26 protein-coding genes and 5 pseudogenes are annotated in these 24,758 nt (G+C 33.5%); 16 read left to right on the top strand and 15 right to left on the bottom strand.

Translation table 11 applies throughout. The features are described 5' to 3' along the window. Window positions 1-463: 463 nt before the first annotated feature. The 4 genes from CL176_RS05620 to CL176_RS12675 form a co-directional block, all read right to left on the bottom strand. Window positions 464-913 (bottom strand): GNAT family N-acetyltransferase, encoded by a 450-nt coding sequence (locus CL176_RS05620; RefSeq protein ID WP_162890841.1) that lies wholly within the window; start codon window positions 911-913, stop codon window positions 464-466. A gap of 93 nt (window positions 914-1,006) precedes the next feature. Continuing rightward, window positions 1,007-1,363: a hypothetical protein gene (locus CL176_RS05615; protein WP_162890840.1), complete on the bottom strand. Its 357-nt coding sequence runs from the start codon at window positions 1,361-1,363 to the stop codon at window positions 1,007-1,009. A 71-nt stretch (window positions 1,364-1,434) separates the two neighbouring features. After that, a complete protein-coding gene (locus CL176_RS12680; RefSeq protein ID WP_276102179.1) occupies window positions 1,435-2,310 on the bottom strand; it encodes a PglZ domain-containing protein in 876 nt (291 codons plus the stop codon). A gap of 41 nt (window positions 2,311-2,351) precedes the next feature. After that, a complete protein-coding gene (locus CL176_RS12675; protein WP_338053778.1) occupies window positions 2,352-2,612 on the bottom strand; it encodes an ATP-binding cassette domain-containing protein in 261 nt (86 codons plus the stop codon). Window positions 2,613-3,106: 494 nt separating this feature from the next. Between CL176_RS12675 and CL176_RS05605 the strand changes: the two genes are divergently transcribed. After that, a complete protein-coding gene (locus CL176_RS05605) occupies window positions 3,107-3,649 on the top strand; it encodes a recombinase family protein (protein WP_118990416.1) in 543 nt (180 codons plus the stop codon). A gap of 263 nt (window positions 3,650-3,912) precedes the next feature. Here the strand turns inward: CL176_RS05605 and CL176_RS05600 are convergent. Both CL176_RS05600 and CL176_RS05590 read right to left on the bottom strand, forming a co-directional pair. Further along, window positions 3,913-4,794 (bottom strand): annotated as a pseudogene (locus CL176_RS05600) (Rpn family recombination-promoting nuclease/putative transposase). An 81-nt stretch (window positions 4,795-4,875) separates the two neighbouring features. Next, on the bottom strand, window positions 4,876-5,211 hold the full coding sequence (locus CL176_RS05590) for a hypothetical protein (RefSeq protein ID WP_118990414.1): 336 nt from the start codon (window positions 5,209-5,211) through the stop codon (window positions 4,876-4,878). 250 nt (window positions 5,212-5,461) lie between these two features. On the opposite strand from CL176_RS05590, the pseudogene CL176_RS12485 reads away from it, so the two are divergent. From CL176_RS12485 to CL176_RS12475, 4 genes and pseudogenes are all read left to right on the top strand, one after another. Further along, window positions 5,462-5,697: pseudogene (locus tag CL176_RS12485) on the top strand (plasmid mobilization relaxosome protein MobC); the annotation flags it as partial. A gap of 131 nt (window positions 5,698-5,828) precedes the next feature. After that, on the top strand, window positions 5,829-6,002 hold the full coding sequence (locus CL176_RS05580) for a helix-turn-helix domain-containing protein (protein WP_118991576.1): 174 nt from the start codon (window positions 5,829-5,831) through the stop codon (window positions 6,000-6,002). Continuing rightward, window positions 6,003-6,785 carry a type I restriction enzyme HsdR N-terminal domain-containing protein gene (locus CL176_RS12480; RefSeq protein WP_205528148.1) on the top strand — a complete coding sequence of 261 codons (783 nt, stop codon included), beginning with the start codon at window positions 6,003-6,005 and terminating at the stop codon, window positions 6,783-6,785. 56 nt (window positions 6,786-6,841) lie between these two features. Continuing rightward, complete coding sequence (locus tag CL176_RS12475; RefSeq protein ID WP_205528147.1) at window positions 6,842-7,507, top strand: HsdM family class I SAM-dependent methyltransferase; 666 nt, start codon at window positions 6,842-6,844, stop codon at window positions 7,505-7,507. Here CL176_RS12475 and istB read toward each other — a convergent pair. Both istB and istA read right to left on the bottom strand, forming a co-directional pair. Next, a complete protein-coding gene (gene istB, locus CL176_RS05570; protein WP_118989491.1) occupies window positions 7,504-8,262 on the bottom strand; it encodes an IS21-like element helper ATPase IstB in 759 nt (252 codons plus the stop codon). The two genes, CL176_RS12475 and istB, sit on opposite strands and share 4 nt — an antisense overlap. Further along, window positions 8,259-9,815, bottom strand: coding sequence for an IS21 family transposase (gene istA, locus CL176_RS05565; protein ID WP_240430329.1), 1,557 nt, complete (start codon window positions 9,813-9,815; stop codon window positions 8,259-8,261). Before istA ends, istB begins: the two co-directional genes overlap by 4 nt. A 116-nt stretch (window positions 9,816-9,931) precedes the next feature. Between istA and CL176_RS05560 the strand changes: the two genes are divergently transcribed. The 3 genes and pseudogenes from CL176_RS05560 to CL176_RS12670 form a co-directional block, all read left to right on the top strand. Continuing rightward, the gene (locus CL176_RS05560; RefSeq protein WP_338053776.1) at window positions 9,932-10,513 is read left to right on the top strand and encodes an N-6 DNA methylase; all 582 of its coding nucleotides are present in this window, start codon (window positions 9,932-9,934) and stop codon (window positions 10,511-10,513) included. After that, window positions 10,507-11,976, top strand: coding sequence for a restriction endonuclease subunit S (locus CL176_RS05555; RefSeq protein ID WP_118990413.1), 1,470 nt, complete (start codon window positions 10,507-10,509; stop codon window positions 11,974-11,976). The genes CL176_RS05560 and CL176_RS05555 overlap by 7 nt, the downstream gene beginning before the upstream one ends. Window positions 11,977-12,039: 63 nt before the next feature. Then, window positions 12,040-12,253 (top strand): annotated as a pseudogene (locus tag CL176_RS12670) (DUF6088 family protein); the annotation flags it as partial. Window positions 12,254-12,636: 383 nt separating this feature from the next. Here CL176_RS12670 and CL176_RS05545 read toward each other — a convergent pair. Together CL176_RS05545 and CL176_RS05535 are read right to left on the bottom strand one after the other, a co-directional pair. Then, a pseudogene (locus CL176_RS05545) lies at window positions 12,637-13,482 on the bottom strand (Rpn family recombination-promoting nuclease/putative transposase). An 81-nt stretch (window positions 13,483-13,563) separates the two neighbouring features. Next, window positions 13,564-13,899, bottom strand: a complete 336-nt coding sequence (locus tag CL176_RS05535) for a hypothetical protein (RefSeq protein ID WP_118990410.1) — start codon at window positions 13,897-13,899, stop codon at window positions 13,564-13,566. A gap of 395 nt (window positions 13,900-14,294) precedes the next feature. Between CL176_RS05535 and CL176_RS05530 the strand changes: the two genes are divergently transcribed. Genes CL176_RS05530 through CL176_RS05515 form a run of 4 tightly spaced genes read left to right on the top strand, consistent with a single transcriptional unit; the run spans window position 14,295 to window position 16,556 of the window. Beyond that, entirely contained in the window at window positions 14,295-14,675 is a 381-nt protein-coding gene (locus CL176_RS05530) for a GntR family transcriptional regulator (RefSeq protein WP_118990409.1), read from the top strand. Then, entirely contained in the window at window positions 14,668-15,516 is an 849-nt protein-coding gene (locus CL176_RS05525; RefSeq protein ID WP_118990408.1) for an ABC transporter ATP-binding protein, read from the top strand. Before CL176_RS05530 ends, CL176_RS05525 begins: the two co-directional genes overlap by 8 nt. Further along, entirely contained in the window at window positions 15,516-16,145 is a 630-nt protein-coding gene (locus CL176_RS05520; RefSeq protein ID WP_118991575.1) for an ABC-2 transporter permease, read from the top strand. The genes CL176_RS05525 and CL176_RS05520 overlap by 1 nt, the downstream gene beginning before the upstream one ends. A gap of 33 nt (window positions 16,146-16,178) precedes the next feature. Then, on the top strand, window positions 16,179-16,556 hold the full coding sequence (locus CL176_RS05515) for a hypothetical protein (protein ID WP_118990407.1): 378 nt from the start codon (window positions 16,179-16,181) through the stop codon (window positions 16,554-16,556). Window positions 16,557-17,197: 641 nt separating this feature from the next. Here CL176_RS05515 and CL176_RS05510 read toward each other — a convergent pair. After that, window positions 17,198-17,497 carry a transposase gene (locus tag CL176_RS05510; protein ID WP_118990406.1) on the bottom strand — a complete coding sequence of 100 codons (300 nt, stop codon included), beginning with the start codon at window positions 17,495-17,497 and terminating at the stop codon, window positions 17,198-17,200. A gap of 587 nt (window positions 17,498-18,084) precedes the next feature. On the opposite strand from CL176_RS05510, the gene CL176_RS05505 reads away from it, so the two are divergent. From CL176_RS05505 to CL176_RS05490, 3 genes and pseudogenes are all read left to right on the top strand, one after another. Next, entirely contained in the window at window positions 18,085-19,044 is a 960-nt protein-coding gene (locus CL176_RS05505; protein WP_118990405.1) for a tyrosine-type recombinase/integrase, read from the top strand. A 340-nt stretch (window positions 19,045-19,384) separates the two neighbouring features. Further along, window positions 19,385-20,012, top strand: a pseudogene (locus tag CL176_RS13010) (helix-turn-helix domain-containing protein); the annotation flags it as partial. 829 nt (window positions 20,013-20,841) lie between these two features. Then, entirely contained in the window at window positions 20,842-21,021 is a 180-nt protein-coding gene (locus CL176_RS05490) for a tautomerase family protein (RefSeq protein WP_162890839.1), read from the top strand. 86 nt (window positions 21,022-21,107) lie between these two features. Here the strand turns inward: CL176_RS05490 and CL176_RS05485 are convergent, their stop codons facing one another. From CL176_RS05485 to CL176_RS05480, 4 genes are all read right to left on the bottom strand, one after another. Further along, window positions 21,108-21,758 (bottom strand): YdhK family protein, encoded by a 651-nt coding sequence (locus CL176_RS05485; protein WP_118990402.1) that lies wholly within the window; start codon window positions 21,756-21,758, stop codon window positions 21,108-21,110. A 164-nt stretch (window positions 21,759-21,922) separates the two neighbouring features. Next, complete coding sequence (locus CL176_RS12235) at window positions 21,923-22,069, bottom strand: alpha/beta hydrolase domain-containing protein (RefSeq protein WP_162890838.1); 147 nt, start codon at window positions 22,067-22,069, stop codon at window positions 21,923-21,925. Next, a complete protein-coding gene (locus tag CL176_RS12230; RefSeq protein WP_162890837.1) occupies window positions 22,070-22,216 on the bottom strand; it encodes a hypothetical protein in 147 nt (48 codons plus the stop codon). Between the two features lie 39 nt (window positions 22,217-22,255). Then, window positions 22,256-23,206: an alpha/beta hydrolase domain-containing protein gene (locus CL176_RS05480; RefSeq protein ID WP_118990401.1), complete on the bottom strand. Its 951-nt coding sequence runs from the start codon at window positions 23,204-23,206 to the stop codon at window positions 22,256-22,258. A 118-nt stretch (window positions 23,207-23,324) separates the two neighbouring features. On the opposite strand from CL176_RS05480, the gene CL176_RS05475 reads away from it, so the two are divergent. After that, complete coding sequence (locus CL176_RS05475; protein WP_118990400.1) at window positions 23,325-24,701, top strand: NAD-dependent succinate-semialdehyde dehydrogenase; 1,377 nt, start codon at window positions 23,325-23,327, stop codon at window positions 24,699-24,701. The last annotated feature ends 57 nt before the right edge of the window (window positions 24,702-24,758 follow it).

The raw sequence follows: 24,758 nt of genomic DNA, 5'->3' as shown, positions 1-24,758 counted from the left end.
CAAACAAAGCAATTATCGACTTAGATACTATTAAGCGTGTTTCTTACATTGTTGTGGACTTAGATTACTGCAGATCTTCTGAATGGAGCCATGAAAAGGCAGAGCAAGTTTACAATGCATTAAGAACATTTAATGTCTTTGATGATGTCCTTTCCTTGTGTTTTGTATGAATTAACCCATCTTCTGACTACTGAATGATCACTGAGTCCATATTTATCAGTTAAATATTAATATCCTCCTTCTTTATTGAAGTATTCTTGTACTATTTTCATCTTAAATTCTGTACTATATTTTGTCATGAAAAAACTGACCTCCTCTAAGTTGGTTTTGAGTCCAACTTTTTGAGGTCAGTTCATTTATCTCGTAAAGGGTCTTTGTTTAAAAAATTTAAATTCTTTAATCGAGTTTATATTATTATTTATAGGAGATGAACACCAATTCAAGTTCACCTTATTACTATAATTTATATAAGGGATTTTTTATACAAATAATCTTCTCCATGAATATTACCATATACTATTTCTTGAAGTTCATATCCATATTTTTCATAAAGTCCCTTGTGTTGTGTCATAATATAAACCTTATCATAAGCTAGTTCTTTAGCTTTATTCTCTAAAAATAAGGTCATCTTTTCTGATAATCTCCTCCCCCTTGATTTAGGATCGACATAAATCATAGCAATCCAAGGTTTTAGTCCTGGTTTTTTGATATAGTCCTCCTTAACCAAAGATCCAAAGGCTAGTGGAAGATCATCTTCTAAATAAAAGAAAAGACCACCACCCCCAAATTTTTCTTCATAATTCCCATTTTTTATAGTCTGAGCTGTCAAAGGACCTGGTTTCCACTCGGCATTTTCTAAAAATTCTAATAATTTTTTCTTATCTTCACTATCTTTGTATTCTACAAATTTCAAATTATCCCCCCTTATAATACATACATAAGTTGCTTTTAAGTGTAAATATTAAAATCTATATATTTAGATAAACAAGATTGTACATAATAATTATTAACTAAAGAAATCATATTCACCTGTGGCAAAGGGAATATCTATAGCAAACTCAATCTTTTTTGGAAGAATTTGACCTGACTCTTCATAGATGACAAGCTTATAAGCCTTTTTATTGTCATATTTTCCAGCTTTCAAGTTGAATATTACATTAAATACCCTATCTTGTTCATTGTCAGTATTCTTATCAGCTATAATACGGACTTCATCAGAAATTTTTTCTCCATATTCGTCAACAAAGTAAAGAAGGAAATTAGCTGCTTCTCTATTTACAGAAAGCATTTCACTCTGATATAAAGATAGGTTGAAAATCATATTGCTAATTTTTCTTCCTGTGGAAAGAATATTAAGTTCCATGGGTTTTACATCATATTCATTCCTATTTCTCAGATATTCTTTATTATCATTTCTTAAATGCCTATATCTAATCAATGAAACAACCATTTCTTGAAGTGAGATCCCCCATGGACAAAATTAATTCCTCCACCATGCTTTTTGGTACGAATATTATACTTTGGTGCAAATCCCTTAAGTCCAGATTTTTCATCAACAAATTTTATGGGCATCAAGAAACTTGGATTAGCATATTCATCCATTATTGCATATCTTCTACCATATTCAACAAGTCCTTCAAAGTTTTCTTTAGATATCTTATCAACCTCAGTAAACTTTTCATAAGTATAGAGAAAGCCATGATCTGAGGTAATCATAATATTAGCAGCAGAAAAATCATTCACAAGTATTCTAACTAGATTCTTTATTTCAACAATGGTCTTATCACAGGCAGAAAAAACTCCAGACTCTGATGCATGCCCAGCTGCATCTATTTGATCATGATAGATATAAACAACTTCCATACCTTTTACTTCAGCTTTTCTCTCTTCCCTCTTCATATGAATTAAATCATCATATTTGAGCACTCTAGAATTCTTGTTAGCCTTTTGTAAAACTTTTTGTCTATTAGGCATATCAGTTGACTCTCCATCAATAAGAACTTTGAGGTTATTATTTCTAAATTCAGTTTGGAGCCTAATATTTGGAAGCAGTGCAGCCATTCCAAAGGGTGTGATGGTAGGGGATGCCCCCTCCATATCATCAATTTCTATCTTGCATTGCATATCCCTTCTATCTCGTAAGAAGATGAGAGAATATAAAAAAGTCTTTTGAAAGGTCTTCGCAAGATAAATTATGAGTTCATTTATTTCTTCCATTCCATTTGGATCTAGACCATTTGTCGGTTCGTCAAGAATAATCAAATCTGAATTTCCAAGTAAGGCATTGGCTATTCCTAGTCTTTGCTTCATTCCCATAGAATAATTAGAAAACTAATCTTTTTGTTTGTCACTTAGATGAACGAGTTCAAGCACTTTTGTATTTCTTTTTCCCCTACATTATCAATAAGATTTGCCATTAATTTCAAATTTTCATATCCTGATAGATTTTCATAAAATCTAGGAGCTTCGACCATGGCACCTAAATTTTTTAATGAAGTTTTCTTTTCATTAAAAACTGACTTCCCGTTGATTAATATTTTACCTGAATCAGGGACAACTAGCCCCGTAATCATTCTGATTGTCGTCGTTTTTCCTTGACCATTCGCTCCAATAAATCCATATATATCTCCTCGACTGACAGTTTAATCTAACTTATTAATAACCTTTCTTTAACCTTTCTTTTGGCGAAAGACTTATTTAAGTCATTTATTTTTAATATTTCATTTGTCATATAACAACCTCCTTGCTTAATCCATAACTATTATAGCAAGGAGATATAACAAATTTCTAACAAGTCTATAAAATTTTGCTTAAACCTATATATTTTTCTCTTATATTAAGTGCTCCTCTATTGATTCATCTCTAAATAAATGAAAAATTAATTTTTTCAATAAATTCATTATATCACCATTTTTTATATCATCCAACCCAATACAAAAACAAACCATGACTTCTTACGGATCCCCTAACATAATAGTGTCGTCCATCTATCAAAAGGTGTCATAACTTCAAAGTATTGACACCAATAACCAACTAGCGTATGATCAAAGTTATGAGGGTGTCATAACCTAGGTTCATAAGTACATGCAGATTAGGGGTGAAATGGATGATTTATGGTTACGCTAGGGTCAGTACCTATCAGCAGGATTTGCAATCGCAACTCAATCAATTAGAACAAGCTGGTTGCGAAAAAATATTTCAGGAAAAATTTACAGGAACTAAAATCGAAAGAACACAATTCAACAAGCTGCTTGAAACAATAGAGCAAGGCGATATACTCGTTATAACTAAGTTAGACAGATTTGCGAGATCAACATCAGGGGCTTTAGAAACGATTAAAACCCTTTTTGATAAAGGTGTCACGGTTCATGTCTTGAACATGGGAGTCATCGACAATACGCCTACAGGTAGGCTGATCTTCACCATATTTAGCGCCTTTGCTGAATTTGAAAGAGATCTAATAGTGGAGAGAACTCAAGAGGGTAAAGCACTTGCTAAGCAAAATCCAAACTTTAAAGAAGGGCGACCTCGTAAATATTCAAAGCAGCAAATAGAACATGCTCTATCTTTGCTTGATAATCATACTTATAAGGAAGTTACTCAAATGACAGGTATTAGTAAAAGTACTTTGATAAGATATAAAAAATGAATTGTAACATTCGGCGTAAAAAACAATTATCTCACACTACTAGCCCTAAGATAGAAAGTTGAAAAATGTGTATAGCTTTTATAAAAAAGTATACAAAGAGGATATAGCATAGCTAACAATCTTATAATGTATTCTTCCTAAGATAGATAGAATGCTTTAATTGAATAAATCAAACAGCCAAAATAAAAAGCAACTCGCTTTGAGTTGCTTTAACTGTCATAAAATAACACCCTCACTTCAATAAAGAAGTAGGGCGCTAATGCTTATTGATTATATTTTTTCAAAATCCTTTTAATCTCTTCTTCTGTATAATCGGTCAATTGAACAATTTCTGTTAATTCAGTTCCTTTTTTATACATAAGGAAAATCAAATCTTCTTTTCCTTGTTCGATTCCTAGTTCAATTCCTTGTTCAATTCCTTGTTCAATTCCCTCATCACGAACAAACTCTTCTCTTGCCATTTGAATCTGTTGACGTTTAGATAGTGCTTCTGCCATCTCTAATTCCTCCTTGCTCAAATTATTTTGATGGGCTAATTGTTTGGCTTCTTGAATATAAGTCGGCATCTCATCTGTAATTTCCTGATTTGTAAAATATTTTTGCCAAAATTCAACTTGTCTATTATTAAAATTGCCATTCGATAATGTAAAATAAGAAAGAACAATCGTGTGCATCCTCGCTTCACTTAACAAGAAATGAGTCTCTCTTTCTTTAAAATCAAAATGGGTAACCGTTGGGAAGGTATTGTCAAAAAGATGAAATCCTAAAATACTAATGGCATACGTGTTCCGTAAGCTAGAATATTTATAGCGATTCGTCATTAGTTCAGGATTATTGAAATTATCAATATAGGATTTACAGGCGTAGTACAGGGTACGCTCTAAAAAACTTTTATGATTAGCTAATTGTAATTCAATTGTGATCCGTTAACCGCCCTCTGTTTGTGCAAGAATATCAACTTCTGTATAGTCAATATTGTCCTCATCTATATTCTTAAATTCACTAATATGATAAGGGTTCATAATCTGCAGTGTTTCAAGTTGAATCTCTAAAATATCCTCTACAAAATGTTTTAGAATATGTTTATTCGATTCACTCGCAAAAATCTTCTTAAACAGTAAATCATGTGTAGGTGTAATTTCCATGTCGTCACCTCTTAATTATTATTTTACCATGGTTCTATGAATTTTTCACTTCTTGCCACCGTGGCAAGAAGTGAATGATTGTTAAACACATTGCTTTTTTACCATGATTTCTTCAAGCTTATTAAAAAAATCCTCTTCTCCTTGATAATATAAATGCGTATCTAAACCATTGATATAATAGTCAAAATCCTCTTCTTTTAAGTCATATTCCAACACTAACCCATTAACCAAATTAGCAAATAATAAACAAGCATAACAATTAAAAAAGTGGGGCGGTTCTTTATAAGCTCTTAAAAAATACCATAGTTCTTCAATTGTAGGAATCAAATGCTCTAGATGATGTTTAACCATAAAATTTTCTGTTTTAGTAATGATTGGAGCAGGGGTATTCGGTCTTTCCATATAATAAGCAAACATTGTTATCCTTCCTTTCTATTTACCAGTTTGGCTGGCTTACTTCAACAAGTAGCGTGATTTCAAAAAAGCACAAGGGCGTAGAAGTCGTAGACCTTTAGTCGTACGAATTCTAGTGTATTTACCCTTGTGCTTTTTTGAAATTATGCTACTTATCAAATGACTTGCGGAGCAAGTCAACCGTATTCACTATATTAATGGAATAGGTATTTCGTAAGCTGGAATATTTATAGCGATTCGTCATGTAATCTTTAGAGAATGTGTATTAGAAAAAAGAAATTTATGTTGTAGACCTAGAACTATTTAGAGATCTACAATAGCTGATTTCAAATGTAACGAATAACATAAACCAGATTGCAAAAGCGACTAATACAACTGGCGTTATTTATAAGGAAGATATTAATTATATAAAAGAAAAAAACAGAATAATTGTCAAAAGAATCATGGGATATACATTCCTTTTTATTAAGAAAGAAACAAGCTATATAAGTTTATAGAGCTGTCTATATGTACAGTTGTAGAAACTTATTTTATTTGATATTATATATGTGTTTATATAGGGGTCCAATAATGAGCAATGAAATTATATTTACGTTAAATGAAGTACTTAATGAAAAAATATTAGCAAGAATTGGCTTGAAGAAAATGCTAATTTACAAAGAAGTCAATTAAACTCATATGTAAATAATAAAGTAAAACGAATAGATCTTGACGTATTAGCAAGAATTTGTATAGCGCTAAATGTCGAAGTTGGCGATCTTATTAAATTGCAAAGAAATAAAGGAGAACTTTAAATGGAATCAAAAGTAATAGTTATACCTGAAGGTAAGATATGTGATTATATAGATGGAAAATTTAGAAAAGATACGCCAGAAGAATATGTACGTCAAACTATTGAAAAAAGACTAATAAACGAACATAAATATAATCGAGATCAAATAAGCATTGAATATACAGTTCAAATTGGTTCTGGTAAAAAGAGAGCAGACATAGTTATATTTCCTGATGGAAAAGTTGATAAAATACAAGAAAACATAAAAATTATTATTGAATGTAAAAGTGAAAAAATTGAAGCTAGTAACTCTAAAGATGGGGTTGCTCAATTAAAATCATATATGTCAGCCTGTTCCAATGCAGAATGGGGCATGTGGACAAATAGTAAAGAAAAGTTTGTGTTCAAAAAATATATAGATGATACTGGATCTATACAATTCATGGATTATAATGACATTCCATCAGCTGATGGAAGCTTAGATGATATTAATAGACCTAAAAGAACAACTCTAAAAAACGCATCAGATGACAATTTGTTATTCACATTCAAAACATGTCATAACCATATTTATGTGAATGAAGGAATGCAAAAACAACCTGCTTTTTTTGAGCTTTTAAAAGTTATTTTTTGTAAAATTGAAGATGAGAGAAATATACCAAAACCATTAGAGTTTTATGCAACAAGTGAAGAAAGATCTAATGGAGACGGCCAATTAACTGTAAAAAATAGGATAGAAAAAATATTTGAAAGAGTAAAAAAAGAGAAAAAAATGCAAAAATTTTTGAAGCGAACGATGGAATAAATCTTCACCCAAGAACACTATCCTATATTGTAAGTGAATTACAAAAATATAGTTTATTGAATACAAGAATAGACATAAAGGGAAAAGCATATGAAGAAATAGTTGGTGCTAACCTAAGGGGCGATCGTGGTGAATTTTTCACACCTAGAAATGTAATGCAGATGGTTGTTGAAATGATTAATCCTACTATTGATGAGAAAGTTTTGGACTCATCTTGTGGAACGGGGGGATTTCTTGTAACTGCTATGACTCATGCCATGAAGCAATTAAGGTCAGAATTTACAAAATATATTGGAAAAGATAAAGAAAACTGGAATGATTATGAAAAAAAAGCGTTCCAAGATAAAATTTCTGATATGGCAAAAAATAACTATTTTGGATTTGATATAAATCCAGATTTGGTAAAAGCGACAAAGATGAACATGGTTATGAATAATGATGGTAGCGGAAATATTCTTCAAACAAATTCCCTCTTACCTCCTCATGAATGGACAGATGATTTTAAAACAAGATTATCGTCAGCTTTACAAATTGATAAAAAATTAATTATAAATCAATATGATATAGGATTTTTTGATGTAATTGTAACTAATCCACCATTTGGTAGTAAAATCCCAATAAAAGATCATGCTATATTATCTCAATTTGAGCTTGCCAGAATATTGTTACCGTCAAGTAAAATTTTCCACTTTTTGCTAAATAATATTTTCCACTTCTGCTAAGTTTCAGCGGAAAAAATTTTCTGATTATTTTTCATGCGGTAACTATCACCGTTTAGATTAATCACCTCTACTCTGTGTAAAATTCGGTCTAATATAGCCGTTGTAATGCCAGGATCACCAATTAGCTCACCCCAGTGATCTGGGGCTTTATTTGAGCTAATTATTAGCGATGAATGTTCATATAATTGACTTATCAACTGGAAAAACAAGTTCGCTTCATAAGTTTCCATCGCCATATACATTAAATCATCAACGATGACTAAATCGGCCTGGCGTATGCGGTTCAGTTGAATTTGCGATTTGCGTGTGAATTCTTCAGTTTTTAAATAGGTCATTAATTGCCCCATAGTCACGAACATCACTCGATAGCCTTGTTCAATCGCCTCAATGCCAAGGCCTACACTTAAAGCCGTCTTGCCAACGCCTGGAGGTCCCAGTAAAATCAAATTGAACTGGTCATCAATCCAAGTTAGTTCGCCTAATTGCTTTAATTGTCGCTGGCTTAGACTCTGTTGAGCCTGAATATCAAATTGTGACAAACGTTTATGATAGGGAAATTGTGCCCATTTCATATACCGTTCTACACGCTTGGCGTCTCGTTGTGTTTGTTCGTATCTTACCAACTCCGTTAAAAATTCCAAATAGGTCAAGTTGTCTTGCTCTGCTTGCCTTAACAGTATCGGTAACTGTTGCGCTGTTTCACCTAATTTCAGCTGCTTGAAGCTCTCTTGAAGGTCACTGACAGACTGTGTCATTTGTGTTCACTCCCTTTCAGAATGTCTGTATATATTGACATGGGTCTAGTCGTTACATAATAGGTATCCCTCATTGTATTATCACTAGATCCATCAATATCAATGCGTTCAGATGCTTCGCGCTGCTTTAAAGATTGAACTATCAAGCGTAGATCATTTGCGCTGTATAAGTTGAGCTTGTCACATTGGTGTATCCCTTTAATAGCGATGTTTATATCGTCATCTACAACCGATTGAATCATCGTCAGTTGATCAATTTGATAACGAGGATAGTTCTTACAAACGGTCTTCACATAGCGAGTCGCAATCGTATCTGTTTGAAGCTGCTTTAGTAATGACTCTTTCAAATGTTGTGAACTTCGGTTTTTGTCACGACAGTGGCTTTTCTTTTGGATTAATGCTCCTTTTCCTTGATTTAATTTGTGCGTGGCTATCACTTCCTGTGTAACAGGATGTATCACTGATAGTTCTTCATCAGTCAGTGACACTAAGCATTGATTGTGAGGCAATGCGCCATACGTTCCAAGCGGAACGGAATATCGATTACTCTTATACATGACTGTATTGTCTTTACTAATTTTTCTTGTTATACTTGTGTTAATCACATCTGGAAATGTGTTTAATTGAGGGACCTGGATTAAGTATTCTTTTTCGGTAGCGAATACTTCTCTGGGTCTTTTTTTCGTTACTTCATGTTTCTTCTCATTGCCTGTTCGCTCGAGCCATCGGATGGCACGTTTATTCCAATTATCAAGATTAGAATATACGCGACTATCAGCAAAGTTTTGTTTTACATATTTCACCATACTTTCAATTTTTCCTTTAGATTCAGGATCCGCTGCACGACACAAGCTGACTTTAAAGCCTCTTTCATTGACATACTGTTGAAAGCGACATGTTAATATTAAATCTCCCGCATTCTCTGATACAGATATGATCCGGTCTTGGTCATAGACAATCTCTTCAGTTCGTCCACCAAAGTACTGGAAGGCTAACTCATGGCCACGAATGGCATCTTGAGTTGTGAAGGGACGGTCTAGCCAATACATATATTTGTATCGAGAATGCGACAGAATAAAGCACATTACGTATAGCTTAATGCTTGTTCCTTTATCTGTCTTCTGTGTACTCTCACCCCAATCTACTTGTATTTGTTGGCCCATTGGCAGTTCGGGCACTGCTTGATACTGTCGCGGACTTTCCTGCTTAGGTATTTGATGTACCTCTCTAAGGTGCGTGACATATAGTCGCACAGTACTATCACCGACTTTCAAATCCGGAAAGCGTTCCAATAACCAATCCTTGACTTGAGCACTGCTAAGATGAGGGTATTCCCTCAACCATTCGAGTATCCACTCTTGGTACTCATCAAGAATTTTCTTACGCTTTCCTTGCTTATGACTCCAGTCTTCTGCTTCCTCAAAGGACATACTTAAATATTTCCGGACTGTTGGCCTGGATAGACCGAGTGTCTTAGCTATTTGAGAAATCTTCATCTTTTTCTCATAAAGCTGCTTAACTTGAATATATAGCATTAATTTTGCTCCTATCATAGATTCACCTCATTCAATATTGAAAATAATATTGTACAAGATGATCCAGTAAATGAGTAGCAAAAGTGGAAAAACTTAATTAGCAGAAACTGGTAACTTTAGTTTAGCATTTACAAATATGGAATCAGGATAAAAAAACAGGTAAATGGACAATGACTGAAAGGTACCAATCATCTGTTTCCCCTGAAATATTATTTATAGAAAGATGCTATCAATTTTTAAAACCAGGTGGAAGAATGGGTATAGTTCTTCCTGATGCTCTATTGGGTTCACCAGGCACTGGCTATATAAGAGAGTGGCTAATTAAAAATACAAAGATTATTGCAAGTATCGATTTACACGAAGATACATTCCAACCAAGAAATGGTACTCAAACATCAGTGTTAATCTTACAAAAGAAAACAAAAGAAGAAACATCCAAAGAAGAATCTACTGGACAAATGGCTGATTACAACATTTATATGGCAATAGTTGACAAAATTGGTCATGATAAAAGAGGAAACACCCTTTTTAAAAGAGATAATGAAGGAAATGAGATAATGGTTCCTGAAAAACAAAATGTCTATAGATTAGATGAAACATCAGCAGGAGATAAAACAGCCCAAATGGAAAGTAGAGAGAAAATTGTTGACGATCAAACAATTCTTGTGCCAGATATTTTTAGAAAATGGAAGATTAATGAGGGAATATCATGGTAAATTCAGCAGCTAAAAAATTAGAAAAAGAACTAATAGAAATAGTTGAAGTACCTAAGGATGATATTAACTGGTCTAGTGTTACTTTGAGCGATATTTTAACTAGAGATAAACGACTAGAAGCATCAACATTTAATATAGATAGAGATCATGCATTACAGCTATTAAATAATAGTAAATATGAAGTAATAACTTTAGGAACAGATAATATTGGGTTTAATGATTGCTACTATGGTCCACGTGCAAAAAGAAATTATTTAAGAGATATAGATAGTACGTCTATAGGGTTTCTTGGAAGTTCAGAAATGTTAGATATTTATCCTAAACCAATAAAATATGTTTCTCCCGATAATCCTATGGTTAAACAACTTTCTTTGAGTGAAGAAATAATTTTGATATCTCGATCTGGAACTATAGGTAATGTAACTTTTGTAAATAAGTCATTAGCAAAATATTTAGTTAGTGAACATGCAATAAGGTTAGTTATTGATAAATTCCCTGGATATGTATATGCCTATCTTAAAACCGATATTGCACAAAATTTATTGCATGCAGAGAAATTTGGATCAGTAATATTAGAAATTGAACCAGAAGCATTAAAAAACATGCCTATTCCTAGTCCTCCAGATATGATTAAGAAAAAAATTCACGATTTAATTCTTCAATCATATGCTAAAAGAGATGAATCAAATAAACTTATTGATGAAGCAACTAAAATTATGATTGATGAGCTAGAATTACCTCCAATTGAAGAATTAAAGAAAGAAGCTTTTTCTTATAGTAAAAATATTAATTCCTTTTCAACTAAGCTAAGTGATTTAAATGGAAGACTTGAAGGAAATTATCATATTCCATTGATAGATGTTATAGAAAAACATATGAGTAAACATGCCAATTTAAAGTGTCTAGAAGACAAAGCTTTAGTAAAAGATATTATTTTGCCTGGAAGATTCACTAGAATATATGTTGCAAAAGAACATGGAGTTCCATTCATAGGAGGTAAAGATTTATTTCAGTTAAAGTCAGAAACAGGAAAATACTTATCCAAAAAAGCTCATAAAAATAGGTTGGAAAAAGAATTACTCATAAAAGAAAATTCAATTATATTACCATCAAGAGGTACATTAGGATCTGTAATGATGGCTATGCCTCATCAAATAGGAAAATGTGCTATAAGTGATAATTTAATTCAAATGCAATGTGAAAAAGACTATGTAGGTTATATATATATTTTTTTAAATTCTATATATGGGGAAAAACTAATATATAGACAAAAATATGGTGGTGTTGTGAACGCTATAGAGCCTATTCAACTGAAAAAAGTATCTGTACCATTTTTAAAAGATATTAAAAAAATTGAACTAATAAATAATATTGCTTTTAAGGCGAATGAATTAAGATATAAAGCTTATAAACAAGAACAAGAAGCTATTAACATCATGAATAAAGAAGTATTAGGACTATAATTAGATTGGAGTTTTATGGGCAGATCAATCTCAAATGAATTATTAGATAAATCAAAAGAGGCAATGAGTTCATATATGGAAAGAATATCAGACAAAATAAAAAGATTTGACTCACATAAAGTGTTTTTTGCAAATGACTTTTTTAGATATTGCATCAAATACTACAGTTAGACAGGTATTGAAATGACTAGTAGATGATGAAAAAATCAAGCGAATTATTGACGGCTTTTATTACAATCCAAGCTACAGTGAATTAATTGGAGAGTACGAAGCCGTTCTAGATCTCTACATCCAATAATTATTTAACCTCTTGCCACGCTGGCAAGAGGTTCTTTTATGCAAAAAACAGATAAAAAGGGCATTCGGTAATGTAAAATAAGAAAGAACAATCGTGTGCATCCTCGCTTCACTTAACAAGAAATGAGTCTCTCTTTCTTTAAAATCAAAATGGGTAACCGTTGGGAAGGTATCGTCAAAAGGATGAAATCCTAAAATACTAATGGCATACGTGTTCCGTAAGCTAGAATATTTATAGCGATTCGTCATCAGTTCAGGATTATTGAAATTATCAATATAGAATTTACAGGCGTAGTACAATGAGTTGATTTAACTATCGTAAAATAACACCCTCACTTCAATAAAGAAGTAGGGCGCTAATGCTTATTGATTATATTTTTTCAAAATCCTTTTAATCTCTTCTTCTGTATAATCGGTCAATTTAACAATTTCTGTTAATTCAGTTCCTTTTTTATACATAAGGAAAATCAAATCTTCTTTTCCTTGTTCAATTCCCTCATCACGAACAAACTCTTCTCTTGCCATTTGAATCTGTTGACGTTTAGATAGTGCTTCTGCCATCTCTAATTCCTCCTTGCTCAAATTATTTTGATGGGCTAATTGTTTGGCTTCTTGAATATAAGTCGGCATCTCATCTGTAATTTCCTGATTTGTAAAATATTTTTGCCAAAATTCAACTTGTCTATTATTAAAATTGCCATTCGATAATGTAAAATAAGAAAGAACAATCGTGTGCATCCTCGCTTCACTTAACAAGAAATGAGTCTCTCTTTCTTTAAAATCAAAATGGGTAACCGTTGGGAAGGTATTGTCAAAAAGATGAAATCCTAAAATACTAATGGCATACGTGTTCCGTAAGCTAGAATATTTATAGCGATTCGTCATTAGTTCAGGATTATTGAAATTATCAATATAGGATTTACAGGCGTAGTACAGGGTACGCTCTAAAAAACTTTTATGATTAGCTAATTGTAATTCAATTGTGATCCGTTAACCGCCCTCTGTTTGTGCAAGAATATCAACTTCTGTATAGTCAATATTGTCCTCATCTATATTCTTAAATTCACTAATATGATAAGGGTTCATAATCTGCAGTGTTTCAAGTTGAATCTCTAAAATATCCTCTACAAAATGTTTTAGAATATGTTTATTCGATTCACTCGCAAAAATCTTCTTAAACAGTAAATCATGTGTAGGTGTAATTTCCATGTCGTCACCTCTTAATTATTATTTTACCATGGTTCTATGAATTTTTCACTTCTTGCCACCGTGGCAAGAAGTGAATGATTGTTAAACACATTGCTTTTTTACCATGATTTCTTCAAGCTTATTAAAAAAATCCTCTTCTCCTTGATAATATAAATGCGTATCTAAACCATTGATATAATAGTCAAAATCCTCTTCTTTTAAGTCATATTCCAACACTAACCCATTAACCAAATTAGCAAATAATAAACAAGCATAACAATTAAAAAAGTGGGGCGGTTCTTTATAAGCTCTTAAAAAATACCATAGTTCTTCAATTGTAGGAATCAAATGCTCTAGATGATGTTTAACCATAAAATTTTCTGTTTCAGTAATGATTGGAGCAGGGGTATTCGGTCTTTCCATGTAATAAGCAAACATTGTTATCCTTCCTTTCTGTTTACCAGTTTGGCTGGCTTACTTCAACAAGTTGCATATAAACAAAATAAATATTTTAATAAATTAATTTATTGGCAACAATGGAAGGGAACATAAAAATGTTCGTATTCTGTCTTCTAAGCTATTAAAAGCAAAAGAACAAGTAAAGAGTCAAGATAAAGATAAAAAGTCCTTATTAGGGCAAATAAAAAGCTTTAAGACAGATGACAAAACTAAGTCAACTAAGAAAGACCATAGCAAAGGTGCAGAGAGGTAAATATCGGCAGTCTTCGGACTGCCTTTATTTTTTTAAAATTACTTCTATGGAAAGTTGACAAAACTTAACTGTTATATCATAATAATAACAGTTAAAACAGAAATAACAGTAGGTGGTTAAAATGGATATACAAATAAATAATTCCTGTGATGATCCCATATATTTACAAATCAAAAATCAAATTAAGGCACAAATAATTTCTGGAAAGCTAGTAGTTGGGGAACAGCTACCCTCGATAAGGTTTTTAGCAAAAGAATTAAGAATAAGTATGCTAACAGCTAAAAGAGCTTTTGATGAATTGGAAATGGATGGTTTCATTAATTCGGTACAAGGTAAGGGAAATTTTGTTGCTCCCCAAAATAAAGAACTTATACGTGAAGAATACTTAAAGGAAATTGAATCAATGTTACAAAAATCAGTTGAATTGTCAGAAATCGCAGATATATCGATTGAGGAATTGATAAATATGCTAAAAAGTTATGTGGAGGGTAATTATGAGTAATAACGCAATTGAGATTCAGAATTTAGTAAAAGAATTTAACGATTTTAAATTAGGACCAATAAATATTTCTATTCCAAAAGGAACAATTGTTGGATTTATAGGTCAAAATGGTGCTGGGAAGAGTACAACCATAAAATTATTATTGGGCTTGTTAAACAAGGATTCTGGAATTATTAAAATATTTGATAATCAAGATTATAACACTATTCAAATAAAAGATAGTTTAGGTGTAGTGTTTGATGATTTGTTAATTCCTGATGAGATGACATTATTAGATGTTGAAAGATTTTGTTCTAGAGTTTATTCAAAATGGGATAAAGTTTTTTTTAATAAGTTGAAAGACAAGTTTAATTTGCCATCAGAAAAAATGATAAAAAATTATTCTCGAGGAATGAGGATGAAACTTTCAATAGCAATAGCTTTATCACATAATGCTGAAATTCTTATATTAGATGAACCGACAAGTGGATTGGATCCTATTGTAAGAGAAGAAATATTAGATTTACTTTTGGAATATATGCAAGATGAAAATCACACAATACTAATATCATCACATATTTTATCAGATTTAGAAAAAATTGCTGATTATATTGCTTTTATACATGAAGGTAAAGTTTTATTCTTTGAAACAAAAGAGGAACTAGAAGAGAATTATGCGCTTTGTAACTTATCAGATAAAGAAGTGGAAAACATTGATGATGAAGCAATTGTAGGAAGAAGAGTGCATTCTTTTGGTCAACAACTATTGGTTAAGAGAAATCTTGTTCCAAATGGAATAACATTACAAAAGCCGTCAATTGAGGATATAATGATATACTTTGTGAAAGGAGAGAATAAATGATGACCGCTTTAATTATAAAAGATATAGCAACTTTGAAAAAGACATTTCTATTATCCTTTGTAATATGTATTGCACTAAGTGCTTATGCCATATATAGTAAGACATTAATTATGATTCCCTTGATGTGTGCTTTCATGCCATTAATTTTAAATTCTATAGCTTTTGGTTACGATGTACAATCTAAATTTGAACAGTTTGCTTTTTCAATGCCAATTAAAAAAAGTTCATATGTTTTTAGCAAATTATTCTTTGCATTTGCATTTAGTTTAGTTGCATCGATTATTATTTTTATATATCTATTGACAGAAGGAAGTCTTGGTTTAGATAAAATAATAATATTATCACTTTTGAGCATTGTATCAATAAATTTATTGCCTGCAATTCAGTTACCTTTCATTCTTAAATTTGGTGCGGAAAAGGGCAGAATTATTGTTATGATAACATTTTTGATAATATTTGCCATATCTAATTTACTAAAAGAAAAGTTGGATATCATACCAAATTTAATTGATACATTCAGCCTATATTCATTTAATATAACAACCATATGTATAATAGTTTTATTCCTTATAGTCCTTGGAATTTCCATAAAAATATCAATTAAAATTATGGAGAAAAAACAATATTAAAAACATAATTTTTATTAGTTAGGAGGAAATTTCATGGAAAAACAATTTATTTATATTTCAGCGACAATATTATTAGTTTTTGGATTAGTAGATTTAGGGCGAAGTTATATATTGAGAAATAATACTGAATATACTGTCGGTAAGGTAATATCAATATGGCAACCTAATCCTGAATCAGTAAAAAAAGGCAATTCAAAATGGGCACAATTTGAATATTCAATAAATGGGAAGAATTATGTATCAAAAAATAAAATTCAAGTGCCTATGAGCATGGAAATGGGAGATATAAAGAAAATAAAATATAGCAAGAAAGATCCTGAAAAAATATATAGTTTTTCGCTAACAAGAGCCTTTGTGCTGTGCGCAGTTTCTGTTGTGTTATTTATTGTTGGTAAATTTAACTTACTTTAAGGGGGGTATAGGATATGGGTAAAATACCTACAGTATGGGTGTATATTTTAATTGCAATTCCAATAATTAGATTAATTTATTTGTGGCTGAAAAATAAAAAAGATAATGAGTAATTTTTAAATAAAATGACAACTGAAAAATAAATAAACTATTACAACTTACTTGGCAATAGGAACAATATTATGAAAATGTAATAGATTTAGCAAAAGATGACGATAGGAACAATGCTTACACTAATTGTTTATCCTATGGAGATAATACAAAAGATTTAGAGAACCTAAAACAAGGAGATATTGTTAAAAAATTTGGACAAGTAAAAACAAGTATTTACAACAACGGAAAGGAACATAAAAATGTTCGTATTTTGTCTTCTAAGCTTTTAAAAGCAAAAGAACAAGTAAAGAGTCAAAATAAAGATAAAAAGTCCATATTAGGGAAAATAAAACTTTAAGATAGATGACAAAGCTAAGTCAAATAAGAAAGACCATAGCAAAGGTGCAGAAAGATAAAAATAGGCAGTTTTCGGACGAGACTGCTGATAAACCTCACGTGTATTTCTATGAGCGGGACCCAACAATCGTAAAAAAAAGAGAGCATGAGTTTCACAAATTCAATCGTGTGACTCATTGCCTCTATTATTTTTACTTATTTGCTTCTTTTTCTTCCTTTAATTTGATTATTCGCTTCATATTCGTTATGAATATAGTTGCACCTACTTGTAAAGTCACGCCTAATAAACCGACACTTTTGGCTTGTTTCATACCATGTCGGTTCTTTAATTCATCATGCTTGGCCTCAATCATATAGCGCATCTTAGCCTTCTCTTTAAATCGATCTGTTTCCTGGAAATTCGCTTGATGTCGATGTAAGTTACTTTGAATGGTTACAGAATATGATTTGGACTTCGCGCCTACTTTATAACATCTTCTTGAATTGGACATATCTTACATTTCTCCACATCAAAGAAATAGACCTCACGTTGATTTTCTTTGGCATCTTTTCTCCCTAATACTGTGGATGTTTTTAGCAAATCTGGCCAATTTGCAAACTACGGCGTATTAGGGGATGCAGCTATGCTCAAAACAAACAAAGGAACATTCTCATTAATTGTAATGTCAGAAAATGGACGTGAATCACAACAACCTCCTGCCTTTAATCATTTTGGAAAAGCCGTTCTAGATCTCTACATCCAATAATTATTTAACCTCTTGCTAGCGTGGCAAGAGGTTCCTTTATGCAAAAAACAGATAAAAAGGGCATTCAGTATAGAATTTAATGTTACAAAATGATGACATTTATTAAGTTTGTATAACAAACAAAGGAATTTAAAGAAAGAGTATTCATTTTTATTTAGCATCCAGTCCTCATTTGATCCTTATTTAAATCGATAGCTACCTAGAAATATCGTTCAGCCTCTTAAAAAGAACCTATTCTTAAAAACATAAGCATACTTAAAGTCACCTACAGAAGAAACAAGCAAGAAATACCAATAAAAATTCTGTGATATTATTGATCAGAAGGTGATAAAATGCTTACAGATTACTATAACTATATGATTAAGAATAACTATTCAAAGCATACAATCAGGCTTTATACTAGAGTAGCAAAAGAGTTTATAGAAACTGATCATAACTTACCGATTAGAAAAAGGCTGCATAAATTGTTTTCAAGGTGGATTAACAAAAATATCTCTAACCGATCCATAAATGCCATGAAAAGCGCTTTAAAAAACTTTATAAAATATTTAGGATTATATCACGATAGGCAGATCCTGAAAGGTTTGGACTATATCCATCACAACTATTGCTATTATTTACCAAAAAAACCTAACGGGAAACACGCAGAAATTCTACGGCGTCTATCCAAAGATATAGATGATGACCTAACTTCTATCATCGTATACCTAATCAGCTACCATGGATTAAAGGGAAGTACAATTAGTTCAATCAAAGTGTCAAACTTTAATAAGAAAGAGAGCTATTTAATGATCAACTATCCCTACTCGCAAGTTAGGATTGATTTCAAAGGGGAATTAAGGAATAAAATTAATCGATTAATTATTAGGAAGGAAAGTAATGAACCTTTATTCAGCAAAAAGGGGAAGGCAATTTCTAGTGATCAGATATGGTATCTGTTTAAAAAACTAAATATCGAACACAATATACACATCACTCCCAGACTTGCTCGTAATCAGTTTATTATCGATTTTCTTGATAGATCAAAAAACATACTTGCTGTTAGAGATTATGTAGGGATTACCGATATTAAAAGAGTGACTGAATTCATGCCTTTTACCCCAGGATACGTTCATTCAGTAAAAGAAAAAGTAAATCTAATGAGGGTCAATAGTAGACTTTCAACTAAAACATTTAAGATTAAGGAGAATAACGAAAATGTCAAAGAAAAGAAGCCTTATCAAACTAAAGTCAGACATTGCATTATTATCAACAGAGGAAAGAAAAGATTTGATACATTCCCTCTTAAATGAATACACGGTTAACCAAACACTAGCTTCAGAAATTTTAGACATTAACACTTCCCATCTGAAACGACTGGTAAAATCAGGGCGAATCTCTGAACCCCTGTATAAGTATACAACGCATAAGCAAACACAACATTATATTTTTTACTATCAAGATATTGTCAACTATTTAAACTTCCTTGAAGCTTATAGAGAGTCTCAAGATTTATTGAAAAATAAATAAAAAGGGAACGAATGTTCAAAAATATTAGGAGATAATACATTTGCGACATAAAACAAACAAAAAAAGAGACTCCTTTGGTATGATAGATGTGCAATCAAAAATCATCCAAGGAGGATCTCTCATATGTCTATTATAACAGAAGGAATGAAACATCGCGAACGAATTGTTAAGTATGCTATAAAAGTGAATAATAATGCTCTTGCAGCGAGAAAGTATCACACATCCCGTCAATATGTTCAAAGATGGCGGAAGCGATACGATGGGACGATTGAATCCCTTCGAAAGAAGTCAACTCGCCCTAAATCTCATCCTAATCAGCACACACAGACTGAATTAGAGTTAATCAAGCATAACTATCGATACCATAGGCATCGAGGATTAGCCCAAGTCTATCATAAATGTAGGGATAAGGGCTATACTAGAAGCTATGATTCTATGTGTCGTCAAATACGGAAAATGAACTTAAAACCTCCTTCTAAAAAGAAAAAAGGCGAATCAAGAAAAAAATAAACCCAACTATTCCTATCCAGGAGAATTAGTTCAAATCGATGTGAAGTACGTTCCTGTTCATTCTATAGGTTTTGCCAGTAACCATAAACGATACTATCAAATCACAGCTATAGATGCTTATTCAAGAACTAGAGTTCTTGATTTGATGAATGAAAATAGCACTTATACAACATCTGAATTTCTTATAGATTTATTGAAAATAAATAAAAAGGGAACGAATGTTCAAAAAGGTATGGACAACAAAAATATACATGGTATAATCAGGGTAGAGGGAAACCTCAATCGCTCATTGACAACCTAGAGCAGTCTGGGAAGCTGCTGAAAAGGGGTTAGCTCCCCTCTATTTAAATTAGCCTTTAGCTTTTTAAGTAGGAATAAGCAGTCGGTCGGAAAGGACGGACTATTGCTTGTCGAAACAAGCTGCAAAGCTGTGAAAGATATTGGTGGTAAATAGATACTCACCTAGATCAGCTATGAATGTGCCAAGACCTATTTACAACAGCGAGCCATTCGGAGACGCCAAGACATTCTAATGATTTAGAATCGAGCGAAAAATCAAACAACTAAAACATATCGTTTAATGATATATATTATCAGAAAAATCCAGTAAAAGTAGTCTAAGGTATCAAGCCTTTATTATTTTTTACTTTTTTATTTTTCTGATAATATATATTATGTAAACTAACGTAAATTAGATTATATCTCCATCGAAAATACAGGCTATCCTACGCTCCTCCCCCTTATATCACAACAAACTAGGATTTGAGGTTACGGCTCTCAAACCCTAGTTTATTTATAATCTTCCTAAGCCTATTTATAGTTTAGCGATTAACATTCTTCGTTTATAGCAACACGAAAGAGATTAGCCTTATTCTTTGTTTCATATTTCTTTCCCCTAATTATAATCACTATCACTACTACCTCTATTAAATCCCGAAACAAGCCACAATACAATTCGAATTCACTAGACTTTACAAATATTTCATTTAGCGATGATCACACTTTTCCAATAGCCTAAATTAAGGTACAATAAATGCATCCATGATAAGGCTATAAAAGGAGGAATGATGATGCCAATTCTTAATATTCAACTCAAGTCCGGAAGAACACCTGAGCAGAAAGAAAAGTTAGCTGAAGCTATCTTTGAATTGATGGAAGAACAAGGTTTTGCTAAACGTGAGAACGTTAAGATTCTCTATTCTGATATTGAACCTGAAGACTTTCATGAAGGGTCAACACCTCAGAAATAATCACTTAATGATTAGCGAAGATAAGCCCCTGCGTCAAACGTCCAAAAGGTCGGGCGCAGTGACGTATAATGAAAGAAAACTCCAGCCTATTCAAGACTGGAGTTTTCTTTTGCAGGCTTGTCTGCTGCAGTTATTTCGATTTCACTTACCCACTTATGATTGGTGAAAGGCTCACTCCCATCATTAGGTTCAAAGTTGACCATATAAGCTGGTCCTCTAAATTTTCCCGTAATGACAGCCTCTTGCCCTTCCATACCTTCCATATGCTGGGCTTTGAGTATAACCGCATCGCCAATTTCATAAGAATCATTGGCGCTTTCGATTTCTTCTTGAACCACCCACTTATGGTCTGCCATGACCATCGAGCCATCATCATAAGTTACAGTATATAAGGTCGTATCATACGCACCAGATACTTCCGCTTCCACATCTTGCATAATATCCATATGTGCATCCGTAATAATAACCTTTGAACCTACAGGGTATTTAGGATTTTCAACCTCCGTCATGTTGATAGGTTTCGTTTCATTCCGGTTATGCTCCATATCGCCATGATGATGAGCATGGCCATGCCCGTGCCCCTCACCGTGATGTCCACTATCAGCTTCGTGGCTTGCCTGACTTGCTTCATTACTTTCGGCGTAAATGGTTGCAGTCGACTGGAAATTTATTGCCTTTAGGCCAAATAAAAGCACAGCGAGTGCCAGAATTTTTTGCTTATTTTCGAATTGTTTCATCTATATCTAACTCCCTTCTAAGGCCACTATAGACTTAATTTATCCGCAAGGCAAGTAATCCTCCTCGGTTGATTATGTAACATAATTGAAGGCAACAATACACAATCACAAGCATTTCAAATGCAAATATAAGCCATTTACGTATAAAACACTGCCATTAGCCTTTAGAAAAGCTCTTCGGCCATAGCTTGGGACCACTGAAGCATTCGCTTGGCATCAGCTGGTAGGAGCCAGCCTTCTGCTATTTGCTGGTCGACCGCTTGCTTAAATTGGCGGAGGTAATCTTCAGGACCCCAAAATAATTGCTTCAACTAGTCACGATCGAAATAATCCATGGAACCATTCACACCAATTTCTAAACCAAGCTTGCTTAATTTCGTTGCTTCATTCGGCTGATAAGTCGCAATCGGTATGTCTACATATGGACTGAGTAAGCCACCTTGAGCGAGCGTTACCATGCTGGTCTGTGAGAACTTTCTGATGCTTATTTCGAGCAATTAAGCGGGAAGCTGGCGGTTCCTTGCCATTGACAGCCCATTAATGTAGAAATTCCTGGCGGCATTGACATAGTAGGCTAGTTGTATGAAGTTAACTTTATAATCATAACTGCCACCAAGTAATCTTGACGAATCGACAGTTTTAGCTACTTCACTACCTGCTGGTTTCATCGGTAAAGTCGGATCGGTGTGAGGTGATGAGGCTAATTCATAATGCCGTATCTTAGGATAGCAATCTGCTAAGTCTTGCAAAATGTGTGTCTTACTCCGAAATAAATTTATATCCCCGTGAGATGACAGCAAGATAAATGGAATCTCTGTATTTGCGATCAACTGATCACGTATACCAGCCAAAGAAACACGTCGCTCTTTCTGGCGCAAGTCGCGCATCCGCCCTGCCCCAAGTACGGTCAAGAAGCCATCAAAAATCTCCTGGACATATGAATGGAAGAAATACACATAGGTATTCAAGTAAATACCCGATTGCGATTGACCAGTCATATATAATTCTTCAACAGCATAATTCGCTAAGAATGGGGCTTGATTGGTCTTAATTAGATAGCCTAATTGCGATAACATATCCCAAATCAGCCCCTCTTCCGTGCCAGGGATAGCTTTGATTGGATTGATTATCTCCGGTACGTCCTCTGCTTGAATATTCACCCAATAAAGGCTTTTATAGCGATTATAGTCAATTTTTTCGAGCGATTGGACGTTAACCGGCTTAGAGGTGATGCCGATATAAATATGACCATTCTCTATATAATACTGGTATGAACGACGCCACACATCTTCAATACCATAGCCATTAGACGCATTATAAATATCCAAATACATCCTACCAGAGAAATCTGCTGGCTTAACCGGCTTGCGCACAAATATTCGCGTGCGGTAGGCTTGTGCCTCGGCCTTAACTGGATAATCCAATAAGCTAACAAGGAAATTGCACAATATTCACCCAGCAATTTTTCGGGGTTATTTTTTTCTCTCATAATCGGTTGCAATATGCTTGAAAGTGTAAGCTCATTCATGTTACATTATGAGTATCAAATGAAGGAGGAATTTTCACATGGCATATGAAACAAAGTATCCTTATACAAACGAAGTATTAGCAAGTTACGATAATATTACTGATCAAGAAATTGAACAAGCTTTAGAGAATGGACATAAACTTTATAAGAAATGGCGCAAGGACGATTACTTAGAAGATCGTAAAGCCCAACTTCATAAAATGGCCGAAATTCTCAGACGTGACATGGATAAGTACGCTGAAATTATGACGAAAGACATGGGTAAACTCTTTGAAGAAGCGAAAGGTGAGGTGGAGTTATCAGCTGCCATTGCGGATTATTATGCCGAAAAAGCAGATGAATTCTTAAAACCAATTCCGTTTGAAACGGATACGGGCGAAGCTTATGTCGTTCGCCAAGCAACAGGTGTTATTATGGCCGTTGAGCCTTGGAACTTCCCTTATTACCAAATTATGCGTGTCTTTGCTCCTAACTTTGTTGCTGGAAATCCGATGGTCTTAAAGCACGCATCCATCTGTCCAGGCTCTGCCCAAGCCTTTGAAGATTTAGCTAAGGAAGCCGGTATGGAAGAAGGTTCTTATAAGAACTTATTCGCATCATACGACCAAGTCGATAACATCATCGCCGATCCGCGTGTAACAGGTGTATGTTTAACTGGTTCTGAACGTGGCGGGGCAAGTATTGCTGAATCTGCCGGACGTAATTTAAAGAAATCTACCTTGGAATTAGGTGGTAACGATGCCTTTATCGTGATGGATGATGCGGATATGGATGAATTGAAGAAATTACTTCCAGACGTACGTCTATACAATGCAGGTCAAGTATGTACTTCTTCGAAACGCTTCATCGTTACTGAGAAGAACTACGACGCCTTTATGGAAATTCTAGTCGAAAGCTTCACGGACGTTAAATGGGGCGATCCAATGGATCCAGAAACAGAATTAGCTCCCCTTTCTTCTGCTGCAGCCAAAGAAGACGTTCTAGAGCAAATTAAATTAGCTGTAGATAATGGTGCAACAGTTGCGATTGGTAATGAGCCAATTGACCATCCGGGTAACTTTGTCATGCCTACGATTCTAACAGATATTACGAAAGATAATCCAATCTATGACCAAGAAATCTTTGGTCCCGTTGCCCGCGTTCATAAAGTTAAAGATGAGGCAGAAGCCATTGAAATGGCCAACGATTCAAGCTACGGCCTAGGCGGCTCTGTCTTTGGCACTGACAAAGACCGCGCCCGCGAAATTGGCGAGCAAGTAGAAACCGGTATGTCATTCATTAACTCTGGCTGGGCCTCTCTACCTGAATTGCCGTTCGGTGGCGTGAAGAACTCAGGTTACGGCCGTGAATTGAGTGAACTTGGCTTTACAGCTTTCTTAAATGAACATTTAATCTATACACCAAAAGAAGCATAAACTAAATAATATTACAAAAGCTCTCAGCACGAAACACGCTGAGAGCTTTGTTGTTGG

The organism is Suicoccus acidiformans, from assembly GCF_003546865.1.
GTDB lineage: Bacteria > Bacillota > Bacilli > Lactobacillales > Aerococcaceae > Suicoccus > Suicoccus acidiformans.
The sequence above is the reverse complement of the archived record's forward strand: the minus strand, read 5'-3'. Positions and strand labels throughout refer to the sequence as shown.

Coding starts and splice junctions, on each gene's coding strand:
- CL176_RS05590 (WP_118990414.1), bottom strand. CDS start 5,211: ATGTTTGCTTATTATATGGAAAGACCGAATACCCCTGCTCCAATCATT.
- CL176_RS05485 (WP_118990402.1), bottom strand. CDS start 21,758: ATGAAACAATTCGAAAATAAGCAAAAAATTCTGGCACTCGCTGTGCTT.
- CL176_RS12680 (WP_276102179.1), bottom strand. CDS start 2,310: ATGAAGCAAAGACTAGGAATAGCCAATGCCTTACTTGGAAATTCAGAT.
- CL176_RS05615 (WP_162890840.1), bottom strand. CDS start 1,363: ATGGAACTTAATATTCTTTCCACAGGAAGAAAAATTAGCAATATGATT.
- CL176_RS05535 (WP_118990410.1), bottom strand. CDS start 13,899: ATGTTTGCTTATTACATGGAAAGACCGAATACCCCTGCTCCAATCATT.
- CL176_RS05515 (WP_118990407.1), top strand. CDS start 16,179: ATGGAAAAACAATTTATTTATATTTCAGCGACAATATTATTAGTTTTT.
- CL176_RS05525 (WP_118990408.1), top strand. CDS start 14,668: ATGAGTAATAACGCAATTGAGATTCAGAATTTAGTAAAAGAATTTAAC.
- CL176_RS05530 (WP_118990409.1), top strand. CDS start 14,295: ATGGATATACAAATAAATAATTCCTGTGATGATCCCATATATTTACAA.
- CL176_RS05510 (WP_118990406.1), bottom strand. CDS start 17,497: ATGTCCAATTCAAGAAGATGTTATAAAGTAGGCGCGAAGTCCAAATCA.
- CL176_RS05505 (WP_118990405.1), top strand. CDS start 18,085: ATGCTTACAGATTACTATAACTATATGATTAAGAATAACTATTCAAAG.
- CL176_RS05605 (WP_118990416.1), top strand. CDS start 3,107: ATGATTTATGGTTACGCTAGGGTCAGTACCTATCAGCAGGATTTGCAA.
- istB (WP_118989491.1), bottom strand. CDS start 8,262: ATGACACAGTCTGTCAGTGACCTTCAAGAGAGCTTCAAGCAGCTGAAA.
- CL176_RS05555 (WP_118990413.1), top strand. CDS start 10,507: ATGGTAAATTCAGCAGCTAAAAAATTAGAAAAAGAACTAATAGAAATA.
- istA (WP_240430329.1), bottom strand. CDS start 9,815: ATGATAGGAGCAAAATTAATGCTATATATTCAAGTTAAGCAGCTTTAT.
- CL176_RS05475 (WP_118990400.1), top strand. CDS start 23,325: ATGGCATATGAAACAAAGTATCCTTATACAAACGAAGTATTAGCAAGT.
- CL176_RS12230 (WP_162890837.1), bottom strand. CDS start 22,216: ATGGTAACGCTCGCTCAAGGTGGCTTACTCAGTCCATATGTAGACATA.
- CL176_RS05490 (WP_162890839.1), top strand. CDS start 20,842: ATGCCAATTCTTAATATTCAACTCAAGTCCGGAAGAACACCTGAGCAG.
- CL176_RS12480 (WP_205528148.1), top strand. CDS start 6,003: ATGGAATCAAAAGTAATAGTTATACCTGAAGGTAAGATATGTGATTAT.
- CL176_RS05520 (WP_118991575.1), top strand. CDS start 15,516: ATGACCGCTTTAATTATAAAAGATATAGCAACTTTGAAAAAGACATTT.